Annotated in this window: 13 protein-coding genes; 3 read left to right on the top strand and 10 right to left on the bottom strand. The window is 63.5% G+C overall.

Translation table 11 applies throughout. The features are described from left to right. Positions 1-30 precede the first annotated feature (30 nt). Positions 31-954 (bottom strand): LysR family transcriptional regulator, encoded by a 924-nt coding sequence (locus RUGAMON1_RS18435; RefSeq protein ID WP_445231875.1) that lies wholly within the window; start codon positions 952-954, stop codon positions 31-33. 95 nt (positions 955-1049) lie between these two features. Here RUGAMON1_RS18435 and RUGAMON1_RS18440 point away from each other — a divergent pair, with 95 nt between their 5' ends. After that, positions 1050-2000, top strand: coding sequence for an NAD(P)H-binding protein (locus RUGAMON1_RS18440; RefSeq protein WP_445231876.1), 951 nt, complete (start codon positions 1050-1052; stop codon positions 1998-2000). Here RUGAMON1_RS18440 and RUGAMON1_RS18445 read toward each other — a convergent pair. The 9 genes from RUGAMON1_RS18445 to RUGAMON1_RS18485 all read right to left on the bottom strand — a co-directional run bounded on the left by RUGAMON1_RS18445 (position 1997) and on the right by RUGAMON1_RS18485 (position 13161). Beyond that, entirely contained in the window at positions 1997-2734 is a 738-nt protein-coding gene (locus RUGAMON1_RS18445; protein ID WP_445231877.1) for a substrate-binding periplasmic protein, read from the bottom strand. The two genes, RUGAMON1_RS18440 and RUGAMON1_RS18445, sit on opposite strands and share 4 nt — an antisense overlap. A gap of 49 nt (positions 2735-2783) precedes the next feature. After that, a complete protein-coding gene (locus RUGAMON1_RS18450; RefSeq protein WP_445231878.1) occupies positions 2784-2972 on the bottom strand; it encodes a 4-oxalocrotonate tautomerase in 189 nt (62 codons plus the stop codon). 11 nt (positions 2973-2983) lie between these two features. Further along, positions 2984-3712: a class II aldolase/adducin family protein gene (locus RUGAMON1_RS18455; protein ID WP_445231879.1), complete on the bottom strand. Its 729-nt coding sequence runs from the start codon at positions 3710-3712 to the stop codon at positions 2984-2986. Between the two features lie 4 nt (positions 3713-3716). Continuing rightward, entirely contained in the window at positions 3717-5039 is a 1323-nt protein-coding gene (gene guaD / locus RUGAMON1_RS18460; RefSeq protein WP_445232080.1) for a guanine deaminase, read from the bottom strand. A gap of 239 nt (positions 5040-5278) precedes the next feature. Further along, on the bottom strand, positions 5279-6379 hold the full coding sequence (gene xdhC / locus RUGAMON1_RS18465) for a xanthine dehydrogenase accessory protein XdhC (protein ID WP_445231880.1): 1101 nt from the start codon (positions 6377-6379) through the stop codon (positions 5279-5281). Positions 6380-6381: 2 nt separating this feature from the next. After that, complete coding sequence (gene xdhB / locus RUGAMON1_RS18470) at positions 6382-8760, bottom strand: xanthine dehydrogenase molybdopterin binding subunit (RefSeq protein ID WP_445231881.1); 2379 nt, start codon at positions 8758-8760, stop codon at positions 6382-6384. Next, positions 8757-10247: a xanthine dehydrogenase small subunit gene (xdhA, locus tag RUGAMON1_RS18475; RefSeq protein ID WP_445232081.1), complete on the bottom strand. Its 1491-nt coding sequence runs from the start codon at positions 10245-10247 to the stop codon at positions 8757-8759. The genes xdhB and xdhA overlap by 4 nt, the downstream gene beginning before the upstream one ends. A 23-nt stretch (positions 10248-10270) precedes the next feature. After that, entirely contained in the window at positions 10271-12025 is a 1755-nt protein-coding gene (locus RUGAMON1_RS18480) for an allantoate amidohydrolase (RefSeq protein WP_445231882.1), read from the bottom strand. Between the two features lie 197 nt (positions 12026-12222). Further along, on the bottom strand, positions 12223-13161 hold the full coding sequence (locus tag RUGAMON1_RS18485) for a LysR family transcriptional regulator (RefSeq protein WP_026334574.1): 939 nt from the start codon (positions 13159-13161) through the stop codon (positions 12223-12225). 223 nt (positions 13162-13384) lie between these two features. Between RUGAMON1_RS18485 and RUGAMON1_RS18490 the strand changes: the two genes are divergently transcribed. Further along, positions 13385-14623, top strand: coding sequence for a urate hydroxylase PuuD (locus tag RUGAMON1_RS18490; protein WP_445231883.1), 1239 nt, complete (start codon positions 13385-13387; stop codon positions 14621-14623). A gap of 15 nt (positions 14624-14638) precedes the next feature. Then, positions 14639-16264 carry an HAL/PAL/TAL family ammonia-lyase gene (locus RUGAMON1_RS18495; protein WP_445231884.1) on the top strand — a complete coding sequence of 542 codons (1626 nt, stop codon included), beginning with the start codon at positions 14639-14641 and terminating at the stop codon, positions 16262-16264. Positions 16265-16333: the final 69 nt, after the last annotated feature.

Raw genomic sequence — 16333 nt, forward strand, 5'->3', positions numbered from 1 at the left:
ATTATAGCAGGACGATAACAGGCGCTCAATTCACAAGGTGAGCGCTCCCTGGGAGTCGACATAGGCTGACAGTCCGACGGCCAGCGCGCTGAAGACGGCGCTGCAGGCGGGGTTGTTGCGGAGGTTTTCGTGCATGGCGAGCCAGGTGTCGAGCTGGATGGATAGCTGGTCGGGCAGGACCCGGACCAGCGACCCGTGGGCATGTGCCAGCGCGACCTGGCAAATGCCGATGCCGACGCCGGCGCGGATCGCCGCCAGCTGGACCACGTCGTTGTCGCAGCGGAGCTGATGCGCTTCGTGCGGCGGGGCGTTGAACCTGGCGCGCATGGCACGGGTATAGGCGGTTTCGCTATCAACGCCGATCAGGGTGTGGTTGGCCAGTTCGTCCCATTTCCGGGGTGTGCCGCGCCGCTTCAGGTAGCTGCGGTGGGCGAAGAATCCCAGTTCGATATTGCCGATGCGGCGGGCGATCAAGGCTTCATGCTCCGGTTTGGTCATGCGTACCGCGATGTCGGCGTCGCGGCGCAGCAGGTTTTCCAGCTTGTTCGATACGGCCACTTCGACATGGATGCGTGGATGGCTGCGCGCCAGCTTGGCCAGAAGTGGCGGCAGTACCTCGACGCTGACGACTTCACTGGCCGTGATTCGCACCGTGCCATGGATGCCGTGCTCGCCGTCGCGGCCCATGCTGGAAGCGGCGCGCAGCAGGGCCGATGAGGTGGCGGCCAGCGTCTGCGCGTACGGTTCCAGTTCATAGGCCGCCTCGGTCGGAATAAAGCCCGTTTGGGAACGGGTGAACAGCGCCAACCCGAGCGCATGCTCGAGCGCGTCGATATGACGGCCGACGGTCGGCTGGGTCAGGCCCAGCGCGCGGGCGGCGCCCGATAGCGATCCTTCCGTCAGCACGGACAGGAAGGAACGGTAGTGATCCCAGTTTGGTTCGTTCGTGGTCATACGAAATTGTATAGTGGCTATGCTAATTTCGCTAATTTTCTTTTAACCCGGTTTGGGCGACACTGGCTCCGTCAACTTACCAAACGGAGAACATCATGGAAAAAACAGCACTGGTACTGGGCGCAACGGGCGGCATCGGCGGCGAGGTGGCACGTCTTCTGGTGGCGCGCGGCTGGCATGTGAAGGCGCTGCACCGCGAACCACAGCGCGCCGCGAAAGTGAACGACGGCATGCACTGGTTGACCGGCGATGCGATGAACCGCGACGACGTGGTGAGCGCCGCGCGCGGCGTCCAGCTGATCGTCCACGCCGTCAACCCACCTGGTTATCGCAACTGGGGCGCGTTGGTCCTGCCGATGATAGACAACAGCATCGCCGCAGCCCGCGCCAGCGGCGCCCGCATCCTGCTGCCTGGCACCGTGTACAACTATGGCCCGGACGCGTTTCCGATCATTGACGAGGAGTCGCCGCAGCAGCCGGTCACCCGCAAAGGCGCGATCCGCGTCGAGCTGGAAGCGCGCTTGCAAGCGGCGGCCGCCGACGGCGTGCGCACGCTGATCGTGCGGGCCGGCGATTTCTTCGGTCCCAAGGCCGGTAACAACTGGTTCGCGCAAGGCCTGATCAAACCAGGTAAGCCGCTGACCGCCATCAGCTACCCGGGCAGCGTGGGAATCGGACACCAATGGGCTTATTTGCCGGACGTCGCAGAGACGATGGTGCGGCTGGTCGAAAAGGAGGAGCAGCTGGACACCTTCGCGCGCTTCCAGATGGAGGGGCACTGGGACGCTGACGGCACCCAGATGGTCGCGGCAATCGCCCGCGCGGCCCGCAAGCCCGAACTGAAGGCCAGCGCCTTCCCCTGGTGGCTGCTGGCATTGGCCTCGCCGTTCGTGACGGTGTTCCGCGAACTGCGCGAGATGCGTTATCTTTGGCAGCAACCGGTTCACATGTCGAACAAGCGGCTGGTGCAGGTGCTGGGCGCCGAACCACGTACGCCGCTGGACGTCGCGGTGCATCGGACCCTGGCCGGCCTGGGGAGCCTTTAAGTCAGCTTGTATTTGCCCAGGATGCGGCGGGTCGTGCCATCGGCATCCATGGCGGCCTTTGTTTGCTGGAATAGCTGGACGGTGGTGTCGTCAAAGTCCAGCGAACCCGCCAGCCATGCGATGGTGGTACGCACTGGCGCGCTGAGATGGAAGTCCTTTTGCGCTGAGCGGCTCATGAGTGAACTCTGGATGATGTGCTGTTCGCCGAACGCCGCGTCGGCCATGCCCTTCAGCAGATAGCGGTGCACCTCTTCGATCGAATTGGCTTCGATGATATTCCGGTAGCCGAGTTCCTGCAGAATGGCCGCCTGCGCCGCTCCACGCAGCAGCGCTATGCGCCGGGTCTTCATTTCTTCCGGGTGCAGGATGTCGAACTTGCCGTTGCTCGCAGCCAGGAACATGTAGTGTTCTTCATACATCGGCGCCAGCCAGCGGAATTTGGTCTCGCGCTCCAGCAGGCGCGTGACGGGGAAGATCGCCGTCTCGGGCATCGAAGTCGCCAGAAACAAGGCGCGCTTCCACGGCGCAAACTCCAGCTTGAGGCGCATTTGTACGCGCTTGCACAGTTCACTCAGCAGTTCAAGCAGCGCGCCCGGATGCTGGTCGTCGTTCTCCATGACCAGCGGCGGCAAGTGGGTCGTGACGACCCGCAGCTCCTTGCCTTGCGCCGCCCGCGCAAAACCGGTGCCGCAGCTGAGTGCCGCGGCGAGGCTGAGTAAAGTTCTTCGTTTCATGGTGCTATACGCTGATCAGCGCCGGTTGCGCTGGCTGTATCGTACCCGATTACTCCTGCTCAGACCACAGTTTGCCGGCCGTGGCCCAGTTCTCGCGTTTGCACTCGTGGATGATGATGTCGACCGATTCCGGCGACGCGCCCAGCGTCTGGACCGTGACCTCGGTGATGGCTTTGACGAACGCGCGCTTCTGCTCCTGCGTGCGGCCTTCGAACAGTTGTACGTTGATAGTTGGCATAGCGGTTCCTTTCAGGAGCGATAGTTGGGACTGAGTTTGTCCAGTTTGCGCAACAGCGCGGGCCATTCCAGCTTGCCGTCCGGCGTGCCGTCGCCCAGCAGTTCCCGATGCGCCTTGAGGCAGATCTCGGGTGGCGGGACATGGCGCCGGCCGCCGGCAGATTGGGCTTTCAGTTGGATCGCGCAGGCTTTGTCCAGCGCCTCCATCAGCACGAAGGCCTCGGCGATGGTCCTGCCGCAGATCAGCGATCCGTGATTCCGCAGCAGCATGGCCGGGTGGTCGGCCAACCGCTCCAGCAGGCGCGCCTGCTCGCCGTCGGTCATCGACAGCCCTTCGTAGTCGTGATAGGCCAGCACGCCGTAGAAGCGCAGCGCGTGCGCCGACAGCGGCAGCAGTCCCTCGCTTTGCGCGCCGACCGCGATGCCGTTGACGTTATGCAGATGCATGACGCAGGCGACATCGTGCCGGGCGCCATGCACTGCCGCATGCAGCGCGAAGCCAGGACGGTTGATGTCGTACTGCGCGGCGTCGACCGGGTTGCCGTCGCGGTCCACCTTCACCAGGTTCGATGCGCACACTTCATCGAAGCGCAACCCGAACGGATTGATGAGATAGCGTTCCGCCTCGCCCGGCACGGCGGCCGAGATGTGCGTGTAGATCACGTCATCCCAGCCGTTCAGCGCGCACAGGTGATAGCACGCGGCGAGATCGACGCGTGCCTGCCATTCGCTTGGGTTCATCCGTTCAGTCCTGACGCTGGTGCACCACTTTGCCGGCGGCGTAGGTGGCGGAGATGGCGCGGTCATCGCCCAGCATGGCGATGGCGAACAGCAGTTCCTCGACCGAGTCGGTGCGCTCCGTGCGGCGCGCCAGCAGCGGGGTGGCCTTCGGATCGAGCACGATGAAGTCCGCTTCCGCGCCCGGCACGAAATTGCCGATCGTGCCTTCCAATTGCATGGCGCGGGCACCGCCCAGCGTAGCCAGGTAGAACATGCGCATCGCTTGCAGGTAGGTGCCGCCCATGCGGGCCACTTTGTAGGCTTCGTTCATCGTTTGCAGCATTGAGAACGACGTGCCGCCACCAACGTCGGTGGCCAGCGACAGCGGTACCCGCTTCGCATCCGCACGTTCGAAGTCGAACAGGCCGCTGCCCAGGAACAGGTTGGAAGTAGGGCAGATCGAGATGGCGGACTGCGTTTCGCCCATGCGGGCGCGGTCGGCATCGTCCAGCCAGATGCAGTGGGCGTACATGGAGCGCGGACGCATCATGCCGAAATGGTCGTAGACGTCCATGTAGCTGCGGGCGTTCGGGAACAGCGATTTAACCCAAGCCACTTCGTCGGTGTTCTCGGCAACGTGGGTTTGCAGGAAGGTGTCCGGGTAGGCTTTGGCCAGGGCACCGGCCAGTTCCAGCTGCTCTTCGGTGGACGTCGGTGCGAAGCGTGGGGTGATGGCGTACAGCTGGCGGCCTCGCTTGTGCCACTTCTTGATCAACTCTTCGCTTTCACGGGCGCCGCTTTCGGCGGTGTCCTGCAGGAAGTCCGGGCAGTTACGGTCCATCAGCACCTTGCCGGCGACCATGCGCAGGTTGCGCTTTTCGCTTTCGGTGAAGAAGGCGTCCACCGATTGCGGATGCACGGTGCAGTAGACCATGGCGGTGGTGGTGCCGCAGCGGGTCAGTTCATCGAGGAAGAAGCTGGCGACGTTGGCCGCATGCTCAGGATCGGAGAATTTGCGTTCGGTCGGGAAGGTGTACTTTTCCAGCCATGGCAGCAGGCCTGGCGCCGGCGAGGCGATCATGTCCGTTTGCGGGTAGTGCACGTGGGTGTCGATAAAGCCCGGCATGATGATCTTGCCGCGATAGTCGTGCAGCGGCGTACCTTGCGGCAGGAAGGCGATCAGCTGGCTGAAATCGCCGGCCAGGTGGACCTTGCCGTCGTTGACGATCAACAGGCCGTCTTCGTGCCAGGAGCAGGCGTTGGTGGCGAATGCCGGATCGTCGCTGAAGTGCAGGAGGCTGGCGCGATAGGCCTGGAAGGTGCCGCTTTGGGTGATGATGCTTGCCATGATGTTCATTCCTTTTTCCGTGTTGCGGACGCCAGTTGACGCGCGCGAGTGCGCGACGCGACTGACATGGTCGTCGGCGATGAAGGCGGGCGCGTGGCGCCACACCGGTTATGTGTGCTTGGGCTTACTGCCGGCGGGGTTGCTAGCGGGTGGCTAGACTAATGAGGGGCGATAGCGCGCTCCCGCCCCGGCGCTGCCGGAGAGTGAGTGCGCCCGAGTTGCAGGCAGTTGGAAGAACATCAGTTGGTGCATGTGGTTTGCGTTTCCGATAATACGGTTTGAGCAGATGCGCTCATTTTAGCACCGATTTCCACCGGTGCGGCCAGTGCGGCGGCCTCCCACACTTGCATCAACTGCGCGGCCACCGAGACGGCGATCACCGCCGGCGCCTTGTCGTGAATGCCGGGCAGGCCGATAGGGCAGGTCATGTCGGCCATGCGGGCGGCCGGAATGCCGCGTTCCTGCAAACGACGTTCGAAGGACACGCGCTTGGTCTTGGAGCCGATCAGGCCGAACCAGGTGAAATCTGTGCGGCGCAGGATATGCTCGGACAGCTGCTGGTCCAGCGCATGGCTGTGCGTCAGCACCAGGAAGGAGGTGCCGGCCGGCGCTTCTTCCACCACGGCTTCCGGCGTATCGGTCGCTTCGACGCGCACGTTGGCCGGCAGGACCGATGGGAACATGTCGTCGCGCTCATCGATCCACACCACCTGGCATGGCAGCTCGGCCAAGGCGCGTACGATGGCGGCGCCCACGTGGCCGGCGCCGAACAGGTACAGGCGCGGACGATAAGGCAGGCAGGAGTCGATCAGCCAGCGCTTGCCGTGATCGTCGATGCGCACCTTGCAGTCGATGCCGGGGCCCGGACGGGCCAGCGCCGTAGGACCAGGGCCGCACAAATGGGTGCCGGCGGCGTCATAGATGCTGGCCGGTTCGACGCAATCCAGCGGCACCATGCGCCAGCTGTCCTGGCCATCGCGCCAGCGGCGCGCCAGGGCGCCGAAATGCTCTCCGGCTTCCGGCATGATGCGTTCGAACGCCAGATGGACCACGCCACCGCAGCATTGGCCGAGGCTAGGGCCGAGCGGGAAGCGCTCCAGCCGGCGTTCGGCGCGCAGTTCACCGGCCGGCATGGCCAGCATTTCCCGGGCGATGTCGGTGGCGACCATTTCGAGATGGCCGCCGCCGATGGTGTCGAAGGCGTGATACTGGGTGATCAGCATCTTGGCGCCAGGCTCGCGCGGCGCGGAGCCGGCGACTTGCGCCACTGTGACCAGCACGCGCGGAACAGCCTTGCTGGCCGCCGCCGTCAGTGCGTTGAGATTGAAGGGAGTCGACATGATTAGTTCGCTGCTTCCGCCGCATCCTGCACCGCTGCGCGTTCCTGCACGACGCTGATCGCGTCGAGGATAGCCTCGCTGGTTGCCGGAGCGCGCAGCGGTGGGTTGTAACGATGATCGCCGACGCTGGAGCAGGCGTCGCGGATCGCCAAGAACACCGAGAACGGTAGCAGCAGCGGCGGTTCGCCGACCGCCTTCGAGCGGTGGATGCTGTCCATGACGTTGCGGTTCTTGAACAGGCGTACGCTGAAATTCTCCGGGCAGTCCGACACGCCGGGGATCTTGTAGGTGGAAGGCGCGTGCGTCATCAGCTTGCCGGCCGGGTTCCACCACAACTCTTCGGTGGTCAGCCAGCCCATGCCTTGTATGAAGGCGCCTTCGACCTGGCCAACGTCGATGGCAGGGTTCAGGGAATTGCCGGCGTCGTACAGCGCGTCGGCCTTCAGCAGTTTCCATTCGCCGGTCAGCGTGTCGACCACCACTTCCGACACCGAGGCGCCGTAAGCGTAGTACGAGAACGGATTGCCGCTCATGGTCTTCGGATCCCAGTGAAGGCCGGGCGTGGCGTAGAAGCCGTCGGACCACAGCTGGATGCGCGCCATGTAGGCTTTCTGCACCAGCTCCGCGAATGGAATCGCCTCCTCGCCGACATGGACGAAGTTGGCCTCGAAGCGCACCGTGGCAGGATCGCCGTCGTGTCGCTTGGCGGCGAATTCGGCCAGGCGCTTGCGGATGGTGTTGGCCGCATCCTGCGCCGCCTTGCCGTTCAAGTCCGCGCCGGTTGATGCGGCGGTGGCTGAGGTGTTGGCGACCTTGCTGGTATCGGTGGCGGTGGCGCGCACCATGGCGAGGTCGATGCCCAGTTCATGTGCTACAACCTGGCAAACCTTGGTGTTGATGCCCTGGCCCATTTCGGTGCCGCCGTGGTTGACCAGCACCGAGCCGTCCGTGTAAATGTGAACCAGCGCGCCGGCCTGGTTGAAGTGCGTGACGTTGAAGGCGATGCCGAACTTGACCGGCGTGAGCGCCAGCCCGCGCTTGAGAACCTTGCTCTTTGCGTTGAAGGCGTTGATGTCCTCGCGCCGTTTGCGGTAATCGCTCTCGCTTTCCAGCTGCGCGACGAGATCGTGAATGACGTTGTCGACCACTTTCTGGTTGTACTGGGTAACGTTGCGGCCTTCTTCGTCATTACGGCCGTAGAAGTTGATCTTGCGGACGTCCAGCGCATCCATGCCGAGGTTGCGGGCGATTTCATCGACGATGTATTCGATCGCGATGGCGCCTTGCGGGCCGCCGAAGCCGCGGAAGGCGGTATTGGACTGTGTGTTGGTCTTGCCGGCCATGGCGCGGATGTCGACGTCGCCGAGGTAGTAGGCGTTGTCGAAGTGGCAGACCGCGCGCGTGGCGACGGGTGCCGACAGGTCGGCCGAGAAGCCTGCGCGGGAGACCATTTCAACCTTGGCAGCGACGATGCGGCCGTCGTCGCCGTAGCCCATTTCGTACTCGTAGTAGAAGCAGTGACGCTTACCGGTGACCATCATGTCGTCGTCACGGTCGGCGCGCAGCTTGACCGGGCGGCGCAGGTGCGCGGCCGAGATGGCGGCGCATGCGGCCCACAGCGCGGATTGCGATTCCTTGCCGCCGAAGCCACCGCCCATGCGGCGGCATTCGACCACGATGTCGTGCGAATGACGGTGCAGGGCATGCGCGACCACGTGCTGCATCTCGGTAGGATGCTGGGTCGAGCAGTAGATCAGCATTCCCTTGCCTTCCTTCGGAATGGCGTAGGAGATCTGGCCTTCCAGGTAGAACTGCTCCTGGCCGCCGACATGCAGCTCGCCCTTCAAGCGGTGCTTGGAACGCTCGAATGCGGCCTGCGCGTCGCCGCGTGCCAGGTGCATTGGCGGCACAACGAACGATTTGGCATCGCGCGCGGCTTGCGGCGTCAGGATGGCCGGCAGTTCTTCGTACTCGATGACCGCCTTCTTGACGGCGCGGCGGGCGTTGTCGTGCGAGTTCGCCACCACGATGAAGATAGGCTGGCCAACATATTCAACCAGGCCTTCCGACAGGATCGGATCGTCATGGATGATAGGGCCGCAGTCGTTGGTGCCTGGGATGTCCTTGTGGGTGTACACGGCCACTACGCCTGGCATGGCTTTGACGGCGTCGAAGTTCATCGACAGGATATTGGCGTGCGCCTTGGCCGAGATGCCCAGTGCGGCGTGCAGCGTGCCTGCGACTTCCGGAATATCGTCGGTGTAGGTGGCTTCGCCGAGGACGTGCAGCACCGCCGATTCGTGCGGGTGCGACTGGCCGACTTCGGCCCACGCCATCGGAACGGCAGGTTGCGTCAGGAATGCTTCGGATTTGCTGTTCATGCTGCGGCGACTCCCTCTGCGTAGTGATAGGCGTTGATCGACTGCAGCGGCTGGGCGGAGTCCGGATTGGTCTCCAGCCAATAACGCCGCAGCAGGTTTTGCGCGGTCTTCATGCGGTAGCTGGCCGTGGCGCGCATGTCGCTCAGCGGCGTGTAGTCCTTGGCCAGTTCGGCCATCGCCAGTGTCAGCGTGGCTTCATCCCAGCGCTTGCCGTTGACGGCTGCTTCGGCCAGTGGTGCGCGGCGCGAGGTGGCGGCCATGCCGCCGTAGGCGATATGGGCGTCGCTGACCACGCCGTCCTTCAGCGTGAAGGCGAAGGCGGCGCAGACGGCGGAGATGTCCTGGTCGTAGCGCTTGGCCAGCTTGTAGGTGCGGAAGTGGATGTCCTTGCGCGGCAGTGGAATGCGCACGGCTTCGACGAACTCGCCCGGTTGCCAGTCCTTCTTCATGTAATCGAGGTAGAACTTCTCCAGCAGCATGGAGCGCTGGCCTTTATCGCTGCGGATGACGATTTCCGCGCCGAGCGCGATCATCCATGGCGCCGAGTCACCGATCGGCGAACCGTTGGCGACGCTGCCGCCCAGTGTGCCGGTGTTGCGGATCGGTTGCGAGGCGAAGCGCTGCCACATTTCATGCAGCTCTCCCTTGTAATGCTTGCAGACCGCCTCGTAGGCATCGTTGAGGGAGACGGCGGCGCCGATATAGAGCATGCCGTCTTCCTCCACCATGCGGTACAGCTCCTGCACCTGGCGCACGTAGATCATGTCGCCGAGGTTGCGCATTTGCTTGGTCACCCACAGGCCGACGTCGGTCGAGCCGGCGACGATGGTGGCGGTGGGATTTTCTGCGCGCAGGGTTGCCAGTTCGGCCAGCGTGCGCGGGGCGTAGAAGGTCTGGCCGTCGTGGGTGTAGCTGTACATTTCGGTTCGCTGGATGGTTTGCAGCGAGGCTTTCAGCGCCTCGCGGTCGAAGCTGACGGGAGGCAGCTCGCCCATGCGGCGTGCGGCATCGATGATAGGGCGGTAGCCGGTGCAGCGGCACAGGTTACCGGACAGGGTTTCGTCCACGGTCTTGCGGCAGGGCGGCGTGGTTTGTCCCTCCTGTTTCAGGTAGAGGCTCCACAGCGACATGGCAAAGCCCGGCGTGCAGAAGCCGCATTGCGATCCGTGGCATTCGACTAGTGCTTCCTGGACCGGGTGCATATTGCCGTCGGCCTGTTTCAGGTCTTCGATGGTGAAGACGGCCTTGCCGTCCAGCGTGGGCACGAACTGGATGCAGGAGTTGACCGACTTCATGGCCACTTCGCCGTCGGGCTGCAATTCCGCTACGACTACGGTGCAGGCGCCGCAATCGCCTTCGGCGCAGCCTTCCTTGGTGCCGGTGCAGTGCAGGTCTTCGCGCAGGTGCTGGAGCAGGGTGCGGGTTGGTGCGCCGTCTGCGACGTTATGCACTTCGCCGCGATAGAAGAATCGAATTGGTTCAGACACGGGTGTAGACATGGTGGCTCCGCTTACTTGGTTTGGAACTGGCGCAGGAAGTCCAGGAAGATCTGTGCCGATACTTCGGCGTCGTCGGCGGTCATGGTTTCGAGCGGGTTGTGGCTGATACCGCCGTTGCCGCAACGCGTGAACAGCATGGCGACATCGGTCATGCGGGCCAGCGCCATGGCGTCGTGGCCGGCGCCGGATGGCAGTTCGAATACTTCGACGCCAGCACGTTCGGTGGCGGCGGCGAACTGCTTGACCAGCCACGGTGCGCACGGAGCGGCAGGCGCCTGCATGATCTTGGTGATTTTGAGGCCGATCTGGCGGCGGGCGCAGACGGCTTCCGCTTGATTGAGGATATCGGTGACGGCGGCGTCGCGCGTGGCGTCGTCGGCGGCGCGGATGTCCAGCGACAGCTTGCAGGCGCCAGGGATCACGTTGACCGAGCCGTCCGGCACGTGCAGCTGGCCGACGGTACCGACCAGCGAACGTTCACGCCCGCAGCGGTCTTCGACGTACAGCACGATTTCTGCTGCGGCAGCGGCGGCGTCCTTACGCATGATCATTGGCGTGGTGCCGGCGTGGCTGGCCAGGCCGGTCAGTTCGACATGGAAGCGGCAGCTGCCCGCGATCGAGGTGACGACGCCGGTCGGCAGGCCTTTGCCCAGCAATACCGGGCCTTGTTCGATGTGGACTTCGACGAAGGCCAGCACGTCTTCCGGCTTGCGGGCCACCGAAGCGATCTTGCTGACATCGTGGCCGGCCGCGGTCAGGGCGTCGCGCATGGTGATGCCTTGTGCATCCGCCTTGTCCAGCAGCGCCATGTCGAACTGGCCGATGACGGCGTTGGAACCGAGGAAGGTGCTTTGATAGCGCACGCCTTCTTCTTCCGAGAAGCCAATGATCTCCAGGTCGAACGGCAGGCGTTCGCCGCGTTCATTGAGGTGCTTGACCACGGCGATCGGCAGCAGAATGCCTTCGCGGCCGTCGTACTTGCCGCCGTTGCGCACGGTGTCGTAGTGGGAGCCGGTCAAGAGAGCTTTGGCGCCTGGCTTGTCCGACTTGTAGCGGCCGACGACGTTGCCGACAGGGTCGATCGACACTTCCATGCCCGCTTCCTTCATCCACGTCGCCAGCTGGGCGGCGGTTTTGCGGTGGGCGTCGGTCATGTAGGCGCAGGTGAGGTTGTCGGCATCGTCGCTCCAGGCGCCGATGGTTTCAGCCCATTGCATGATGGTCGGGCCGAATTGGAGTTCCACTTGCAGCAGCGCGTTCAGGCGCATCTCGGCGATGCGGCCGATCTGGCGCAGGCATTCGGCCAGTTCGTCGTCGCGCTGCGAACGCAGGCGGCGGCTGAAGGCGGCAGTGATCTCCTGGCGCGTCAGGCCGTTGCCGGTCGGGCCTTTGACGGCGAGGATGAAGGGGAAACCGAATTTGGCGTTGTAATCGGCGTTCAGCTTGTGCAGCGTCGCCAGTTCGTCGGCGGAGCAGTGGGTCAGGCCGGCCTGCGCCTGTTCGCCGGTCGACTCGGCGGTCAGTTCACCGGCGAGGGCGGCTTTGCCGGCCAACTCCGGGTGGGCGCGTACCAGGCCCAGTTGTTCGGCTTCGGTGGCTTTCTGTACGACGCCTTGCAACGCCTGTTTCAGGGCGGAGAGGGTGGAGAATGGGCGCTGCGCGGCGGCGCGCTCCGGGATCCACGGCGAGTGTTCGTACAGGCCATGCAGCAGCTGGGTGAATTCTTCGGCGCCGCAGCGGTTCAGGTGATCTAGTGTGATTGTCATTGTTGTGCAGGCGGTGGCCCGTCTCCTCTTGGTATATGAGGAATGATATATGGCGAGGGAGGCTGTTATATACGCCCGGAGCCATAACCGCATTCAGCCCGGGCTTATGGAGAGTGTTGTGGGCGTGCCACGGGTTGACCCCGCACACCGGAGGCAGGGGTCTGACCCCTCGGGGTCAGACCCCATCGGGTTGGGGGTTATTTCGCGGTCAGCGCTTGCGCGGCCTGCGTGACCTGGTCGCGCAGCCACTTGTGTTCCGGCGCCTGGTGCACGCGCTCGTGCCACAGCTGGTAGAAGCGCATCGTCGGGAAGCGCACCGGCACCGTGAAGGTCTTGATCGGCAGGTTGCGCTCGTAGAAGCGCAGGTACTGGCGCCCCGTGGTGAGCACCATGTCGGTCTGCGTCAGCATGTAGGGAATCAGACTGAAATACGCCGATTCCACCACCACGTTGCGCTGGTAGCCCTGCTGCGCCAGGAAGGAGTCGATTACGCCATGGAAGCCGGGCAGCGTGGGCGAGGGCGCCACGTGCGGCAGGCTCAGATAATCGTCCAGCGTCATGTCGTTGGAATCGGTGCGCTTGGCATAGGGCGCGTCGGCCCGCATGGCGCAGATGATCGGGTCTTCGAAGAGGCGCGACAGGTGCAAGTGCTCCGGTGGCTGTTCCCAGTTACCGATCAGCAGATCGAGTTCGCCGTCGGACAGCATGCGGATCGCGTCCACTTCGGCGCCCAGGCTGTGGATGATGACGCGGCTCTTGGGTGACTCGCGTCGCAAGCGCGCCACAACGTTGGGCAGAAATTGAATATCGAGGTAGTCCGGCGCGCCGATGCGGAAGGTGCGGCCTTCCTCCTTGGAGGCGAACGGCGTCTTGTGCAGGAATAGCTGTCCCACCTCGTCGAGGATGCGTTTGGCGGGCGCCTTCAGGCTCTCGCCGTGCTGGGTCGGCACCATGCCGCGGCCGCCGCGCACCAGCAGCGGATCGCCTGTGAGCTCGCGCAGTTTTTGCAGCGAGGCCGAGATGGAGGGCTGCGTTTGATCCAGTTTCATCGCGACGCGTGAAACGTTTTTTTCGCAGAGGAGCATGTACAGAATGCGTATGAGGTGCAGGTCTAAGTGGTCGGGAAGTTGTGCCATGATGATCGATCTATAACGGTGAGCCTATTTTTAATATACGGCTACTGCCATACGAAAAGCCAGAATTAGTTTTATCGTTCGTCCCAGACCGTGCGTGTTCTGCGTACGGTTTTCAATCGGTCGCAGCGGAGCTTTCAACAGTTCGCGGCCAAAAGGGAAATCATCCCAATCGTCTGGAGCGCCCGCGGTGGCAGACGAGCTTAATCCAATCATTGGGGACAACATGGAATTGCTCGCTTACGGCGTGGACTGGCTCAATCTATTGGTGCGCTGGCTGCATCTCATCACGGGGATCGCGTGGATCGGCGCATCCTTCTACTTCGTCTGGCTCGACAACAGCATACGACCACCGAAGCCGGGTTCCGACCTGGCCAAGAAAGGCGTATCCGGAGAATTGTGGGCCGTGCATGGTGGCGGTTTTTACAATCCGCAGAAATACCTGGTGTCGCCGGCCGAACTGCCGTCGGACCTGCACTGGTTTAAATGGGAAGCTTACGCGACCTGGATCTCCGGCTTCTCGCTGCTGTTCATCGTCTACTACTTCAACGCCTCGGCGATGATGATCGATAAGTCGGTCGCGGACCTGTCGCAGTTGCAGGCGATCGGTGTGGGCCTCGGCTCGCTGCTGGTGGGCTGGCTGTTCTACGACACGCTGTGCCGCTCGCCGCTGGGTCAGAAAGATGGCCTGCTGGGCATCATCATGTTCGTGTTCATCGTCGCGATGGCCTATGTGCTGACCAAGTTCCTGAGCGGCCGCGCCGCCTACATCCACGTCGGCGCCATGATCGGCACCATGATGGTCGGTAACGTGCTGATGCTGATTATTCCTGGCCAGCGCAAGCTGGTGGAAGCGATGGAGCAGGGCAAATCGCCCGATCCTATCCACGGCAAGAAGGCCAAGCAGCGTTCCGTCCACAATAACTACTTCACGCTGCCGGTGTTGCTGATCATGATCAGCAACCACTATGCGATGACCTACAGCCACGCTTACAGCTGGGCGCTGCTGGGCGCGATCATCGCGGCCGGCGTATTGATACGTCACTTCTTCAACCTGCGCCATCACGGCAAGACCGCGTGGCAGTTCCCTGCGGCCGGTGTCGCGATCCTGGCGGCGGTTGCCGTGGTGATCGCACCTCGTCCTGCGGCTGCACCTGCGCCAGCTATCGCCGGTGACACCGCCGGTGCGGCCCATGCCAGCGTGTCGGCGCCAGACTTCAACCGTGTGCAGGCGATCGTCAACCAGCGCTGCGTCAGCTGCCATGCGGCCCAGCCTACACAGCCCGGCTTTGCCACGGCGCCCGCCGGCATCATGCTGCACACGCCTGAGCTGATCCACCAGAACGCGGCCAAGATCAACCAGCAGGCCGTGGTGCTGAAGGCTATGCCGATCGGGAATATGACCAACATCACGCCAGAAGAACGCTCCGAACTCGGTGCGTGGTTCGCCGCCGGCGCCAACTGATAAAGAAGACAGATCATGACTACTACCACCATCAATGGTTTCAACCTGACTGCGGCGCAAGTCGTCGACGTCGCCCGCGACCACTCCATCGAAGTGAACCTGGCCGCATCGTCGCGCGCCGCGCTGAAGGAAAGCCGCGACTATATCGAGTCGACCTGGATGCACGACGAAGCGCCGATGATGTACAGCTTTAACACCGGCGTCGGCATGCTGAAGGATACCCGCGTCAAGGTGCAGGACATCGTCCTGTTCCAGACGCAGCTGATCAAGGCCCACGCCTGCGGCATGGGCGAGCCGTTCTCCGAAGAAGTCAGCCGCGCCACCATGCTGTTGCGCGCCAACGCCTTCGCCAGCAACTACTCCGCGCCGCGCGTGGAAGTGGTCGACCGTCTGCTGGCCTTCGTCAACGCCGGCATCCACCCGATCATGCCGCAGAAGGGTTCCGTCGGCGCCTCGGGCGACTTGGCGCCGCTGGCCTACCTGGCGGCCGCCATCGCCGGCTTTGAAGAAGCGGAAGTGATGTACAAGGGCCAGCGCATGTCGGCTCCGGACGCGATCCGCGCTTCCAACGTCGGCCCGGTGGTCTTCGAACTAAAGGCCAAGGATGCATCGGCGCTGATCAACGGCTGCACCGTCTCGCTGGCGGTGGCGCTGCTGGCCGCTTCCGATGCGCGCAATATGCTGTCCGACGCCTGCCTGTCGCTGGGCCTGACGCTGGAAGCGATGCGCGCCGAGATGTCGGCCTTCGATCCGCGCATCCACGAAGCGCGCCCGCACGCTGGTCAGATCAAGACCGCCGCCATTATCCGCGACCTGCTGGACGGCTCCACCCGCACCACGCACGAAGCGCGCGCCGTGCAGTTCCCGGAAGAGCTGCGTCGCACCGACATCCCGTACACCGCCCGCATCCAGGACGTGTACTCGCTGCGCTGCGCGCCGCAGGTCTACGGCCCGGTGTTCGATGCGCTCGATTACATCGACACCATCCTCGACAAGGAAGTGAACTCCGCCACCGACAACCCGCTGATCTTCGGCAAGGACGGCGGCGGCTTCGAGATCATCTCCGGTGGTAACTTCCACGGCCAATACCTGGCGCAGGCGATGGATCTGCTGGCGATGGCCGTGGCGGACCTGGGCAGCATCGTCGAGCGCCGCGTCGCGCGCCTGATCGATCCTACGCTGTCGTGGGGCCTACCGCGCAACCTGATGTCCGGCGTACGTGGCGTGAACACTGGTTATCCGGTGATGCAATGCTCGCTCAGCTCCCTGGTGATGGAGAACCGCACGCTGTGCATGCCGGGCAGCGTCGACTCGATTCCGGCCAAAGGCAACAGCGAAGACCACGTGTCCAACTCCACCTGGTGCGCGCGCAAGGCCGCCACTGTGGTGTCGAACACACAGTACATTGTCGGCGTAGAAATGTTGCTGGCGTCCCAGGCGCTGACGATGACAGAAAATCTGCTGCCAGGTTTTGTGCTCGGAAAAGGCACGCAAGTGGCTTACGACTCGGTGCGCGCGCAGATCCCGGCCTGCCTCGACGGCGACCGCTGGCTGCACGACGACCTTGAAGTGGCGCGCTCCTTCATTGTGACTGGCTCGGTGCGCAAGGCCGTGGTCGCGAAAATCGGCGAATTCGTTTAGGAGGGTTGGAAACGGGGCTACGCCGCATTCAAATGCGGCGCGCCCCGGCTGTTATAGGTCATAACAGAT

The organism is Duganella rhizosphaerae (assembly GCF_040364205.1).
GTDB lineage: Bacteria > Pseudomonadota > Gammaproteobacteria > Burkholderiales > Burkholderiaceae_D > Rugamonas > Rugamonas rhizosphaerae.

Coding starts and splice junctions, on each gene's coding strand:
- guaD (WP_445232080.1), bottom strand. CDS start 5,039: ATGGCAAGCATCATCACCCAAAGCGGCACCTTCCAGGCCTATCGCGCC.
- RUGAMON1_RS18485 (WP_026334574.1), bottom strand. CDS start 13,161: ATGGCACAACTTCCCGACCACTTAGACCTGCACCTCATACGCATTCTG.
- xdhB (WP_445231881.1), bottom strand. CDS start 8,760: ATGAACAGCAAATCCGAAGCATTCCTGACGCAACCTGCCGTTCCGATG.
- RUGAMON1_RS18435 (WP_445231875.1), bottom strand. CDS start 954: ATGACCACGAACGAACCAAACTGGGATCACTACCGTTCCTTCCTGTCC.
- xdhC (WP_445231880.1), bottom strand. CDS start 6,379: ATGTCGACTCCCTTCAATCTCAACGCACTGACGGCGGCGGCCAGCAAG.
- RUGAMON1_RS18440 (WP_445231876.1), top strand. CDS start 1,050: ATGGAAAAAACAGCACTGGTACTGGGCGCAACGGGCGGCATCGGCGGC.
- RUGAMON1_RS18495 (WP_445231884.1), top strand. CDS start 14,639: ATGACTACTACCACCATCAATGGTTTCAACCTGACTGCGGCGCAAGTC.
- RUGAMON1_RS18480 (WP_445231882.1), bottom strand. CDS start 12,025: ATGACAATCACACTAGATCACCTGAACCGCTGCGGCGCCGAAGAATTC.
- RUGAMON1_RS18445 (WP_445231877.1), bottom strand. CDS start 2,734: ATGAAACGAAGAACTTTACTCAGCCTCGCCGCGGCACTCAGCTGCGGC.
- RUGAMON1_RS18450 (WP_445231878.1), bottom strand. CDS start 2,972: ATGCCAACTATCAACGTACAACTGTTCGAAGGCCGCACGCAGGAGCAG.
- RUGAMON1_RS18455 (WP_445231879.1), bottom strand. CDS start 3,712: ATGAACCCAAGCGAATGGCAGGCACGCGTCGATCTCGCCGCGTGCTAT.
- RUGAMON1_RS18490 (WP_445231883.1), top strand. CDS start 13,385: ATGGAATTGCTCGCTTACGGCGTGGACTGGCTCAATCTATTGGTGCGC.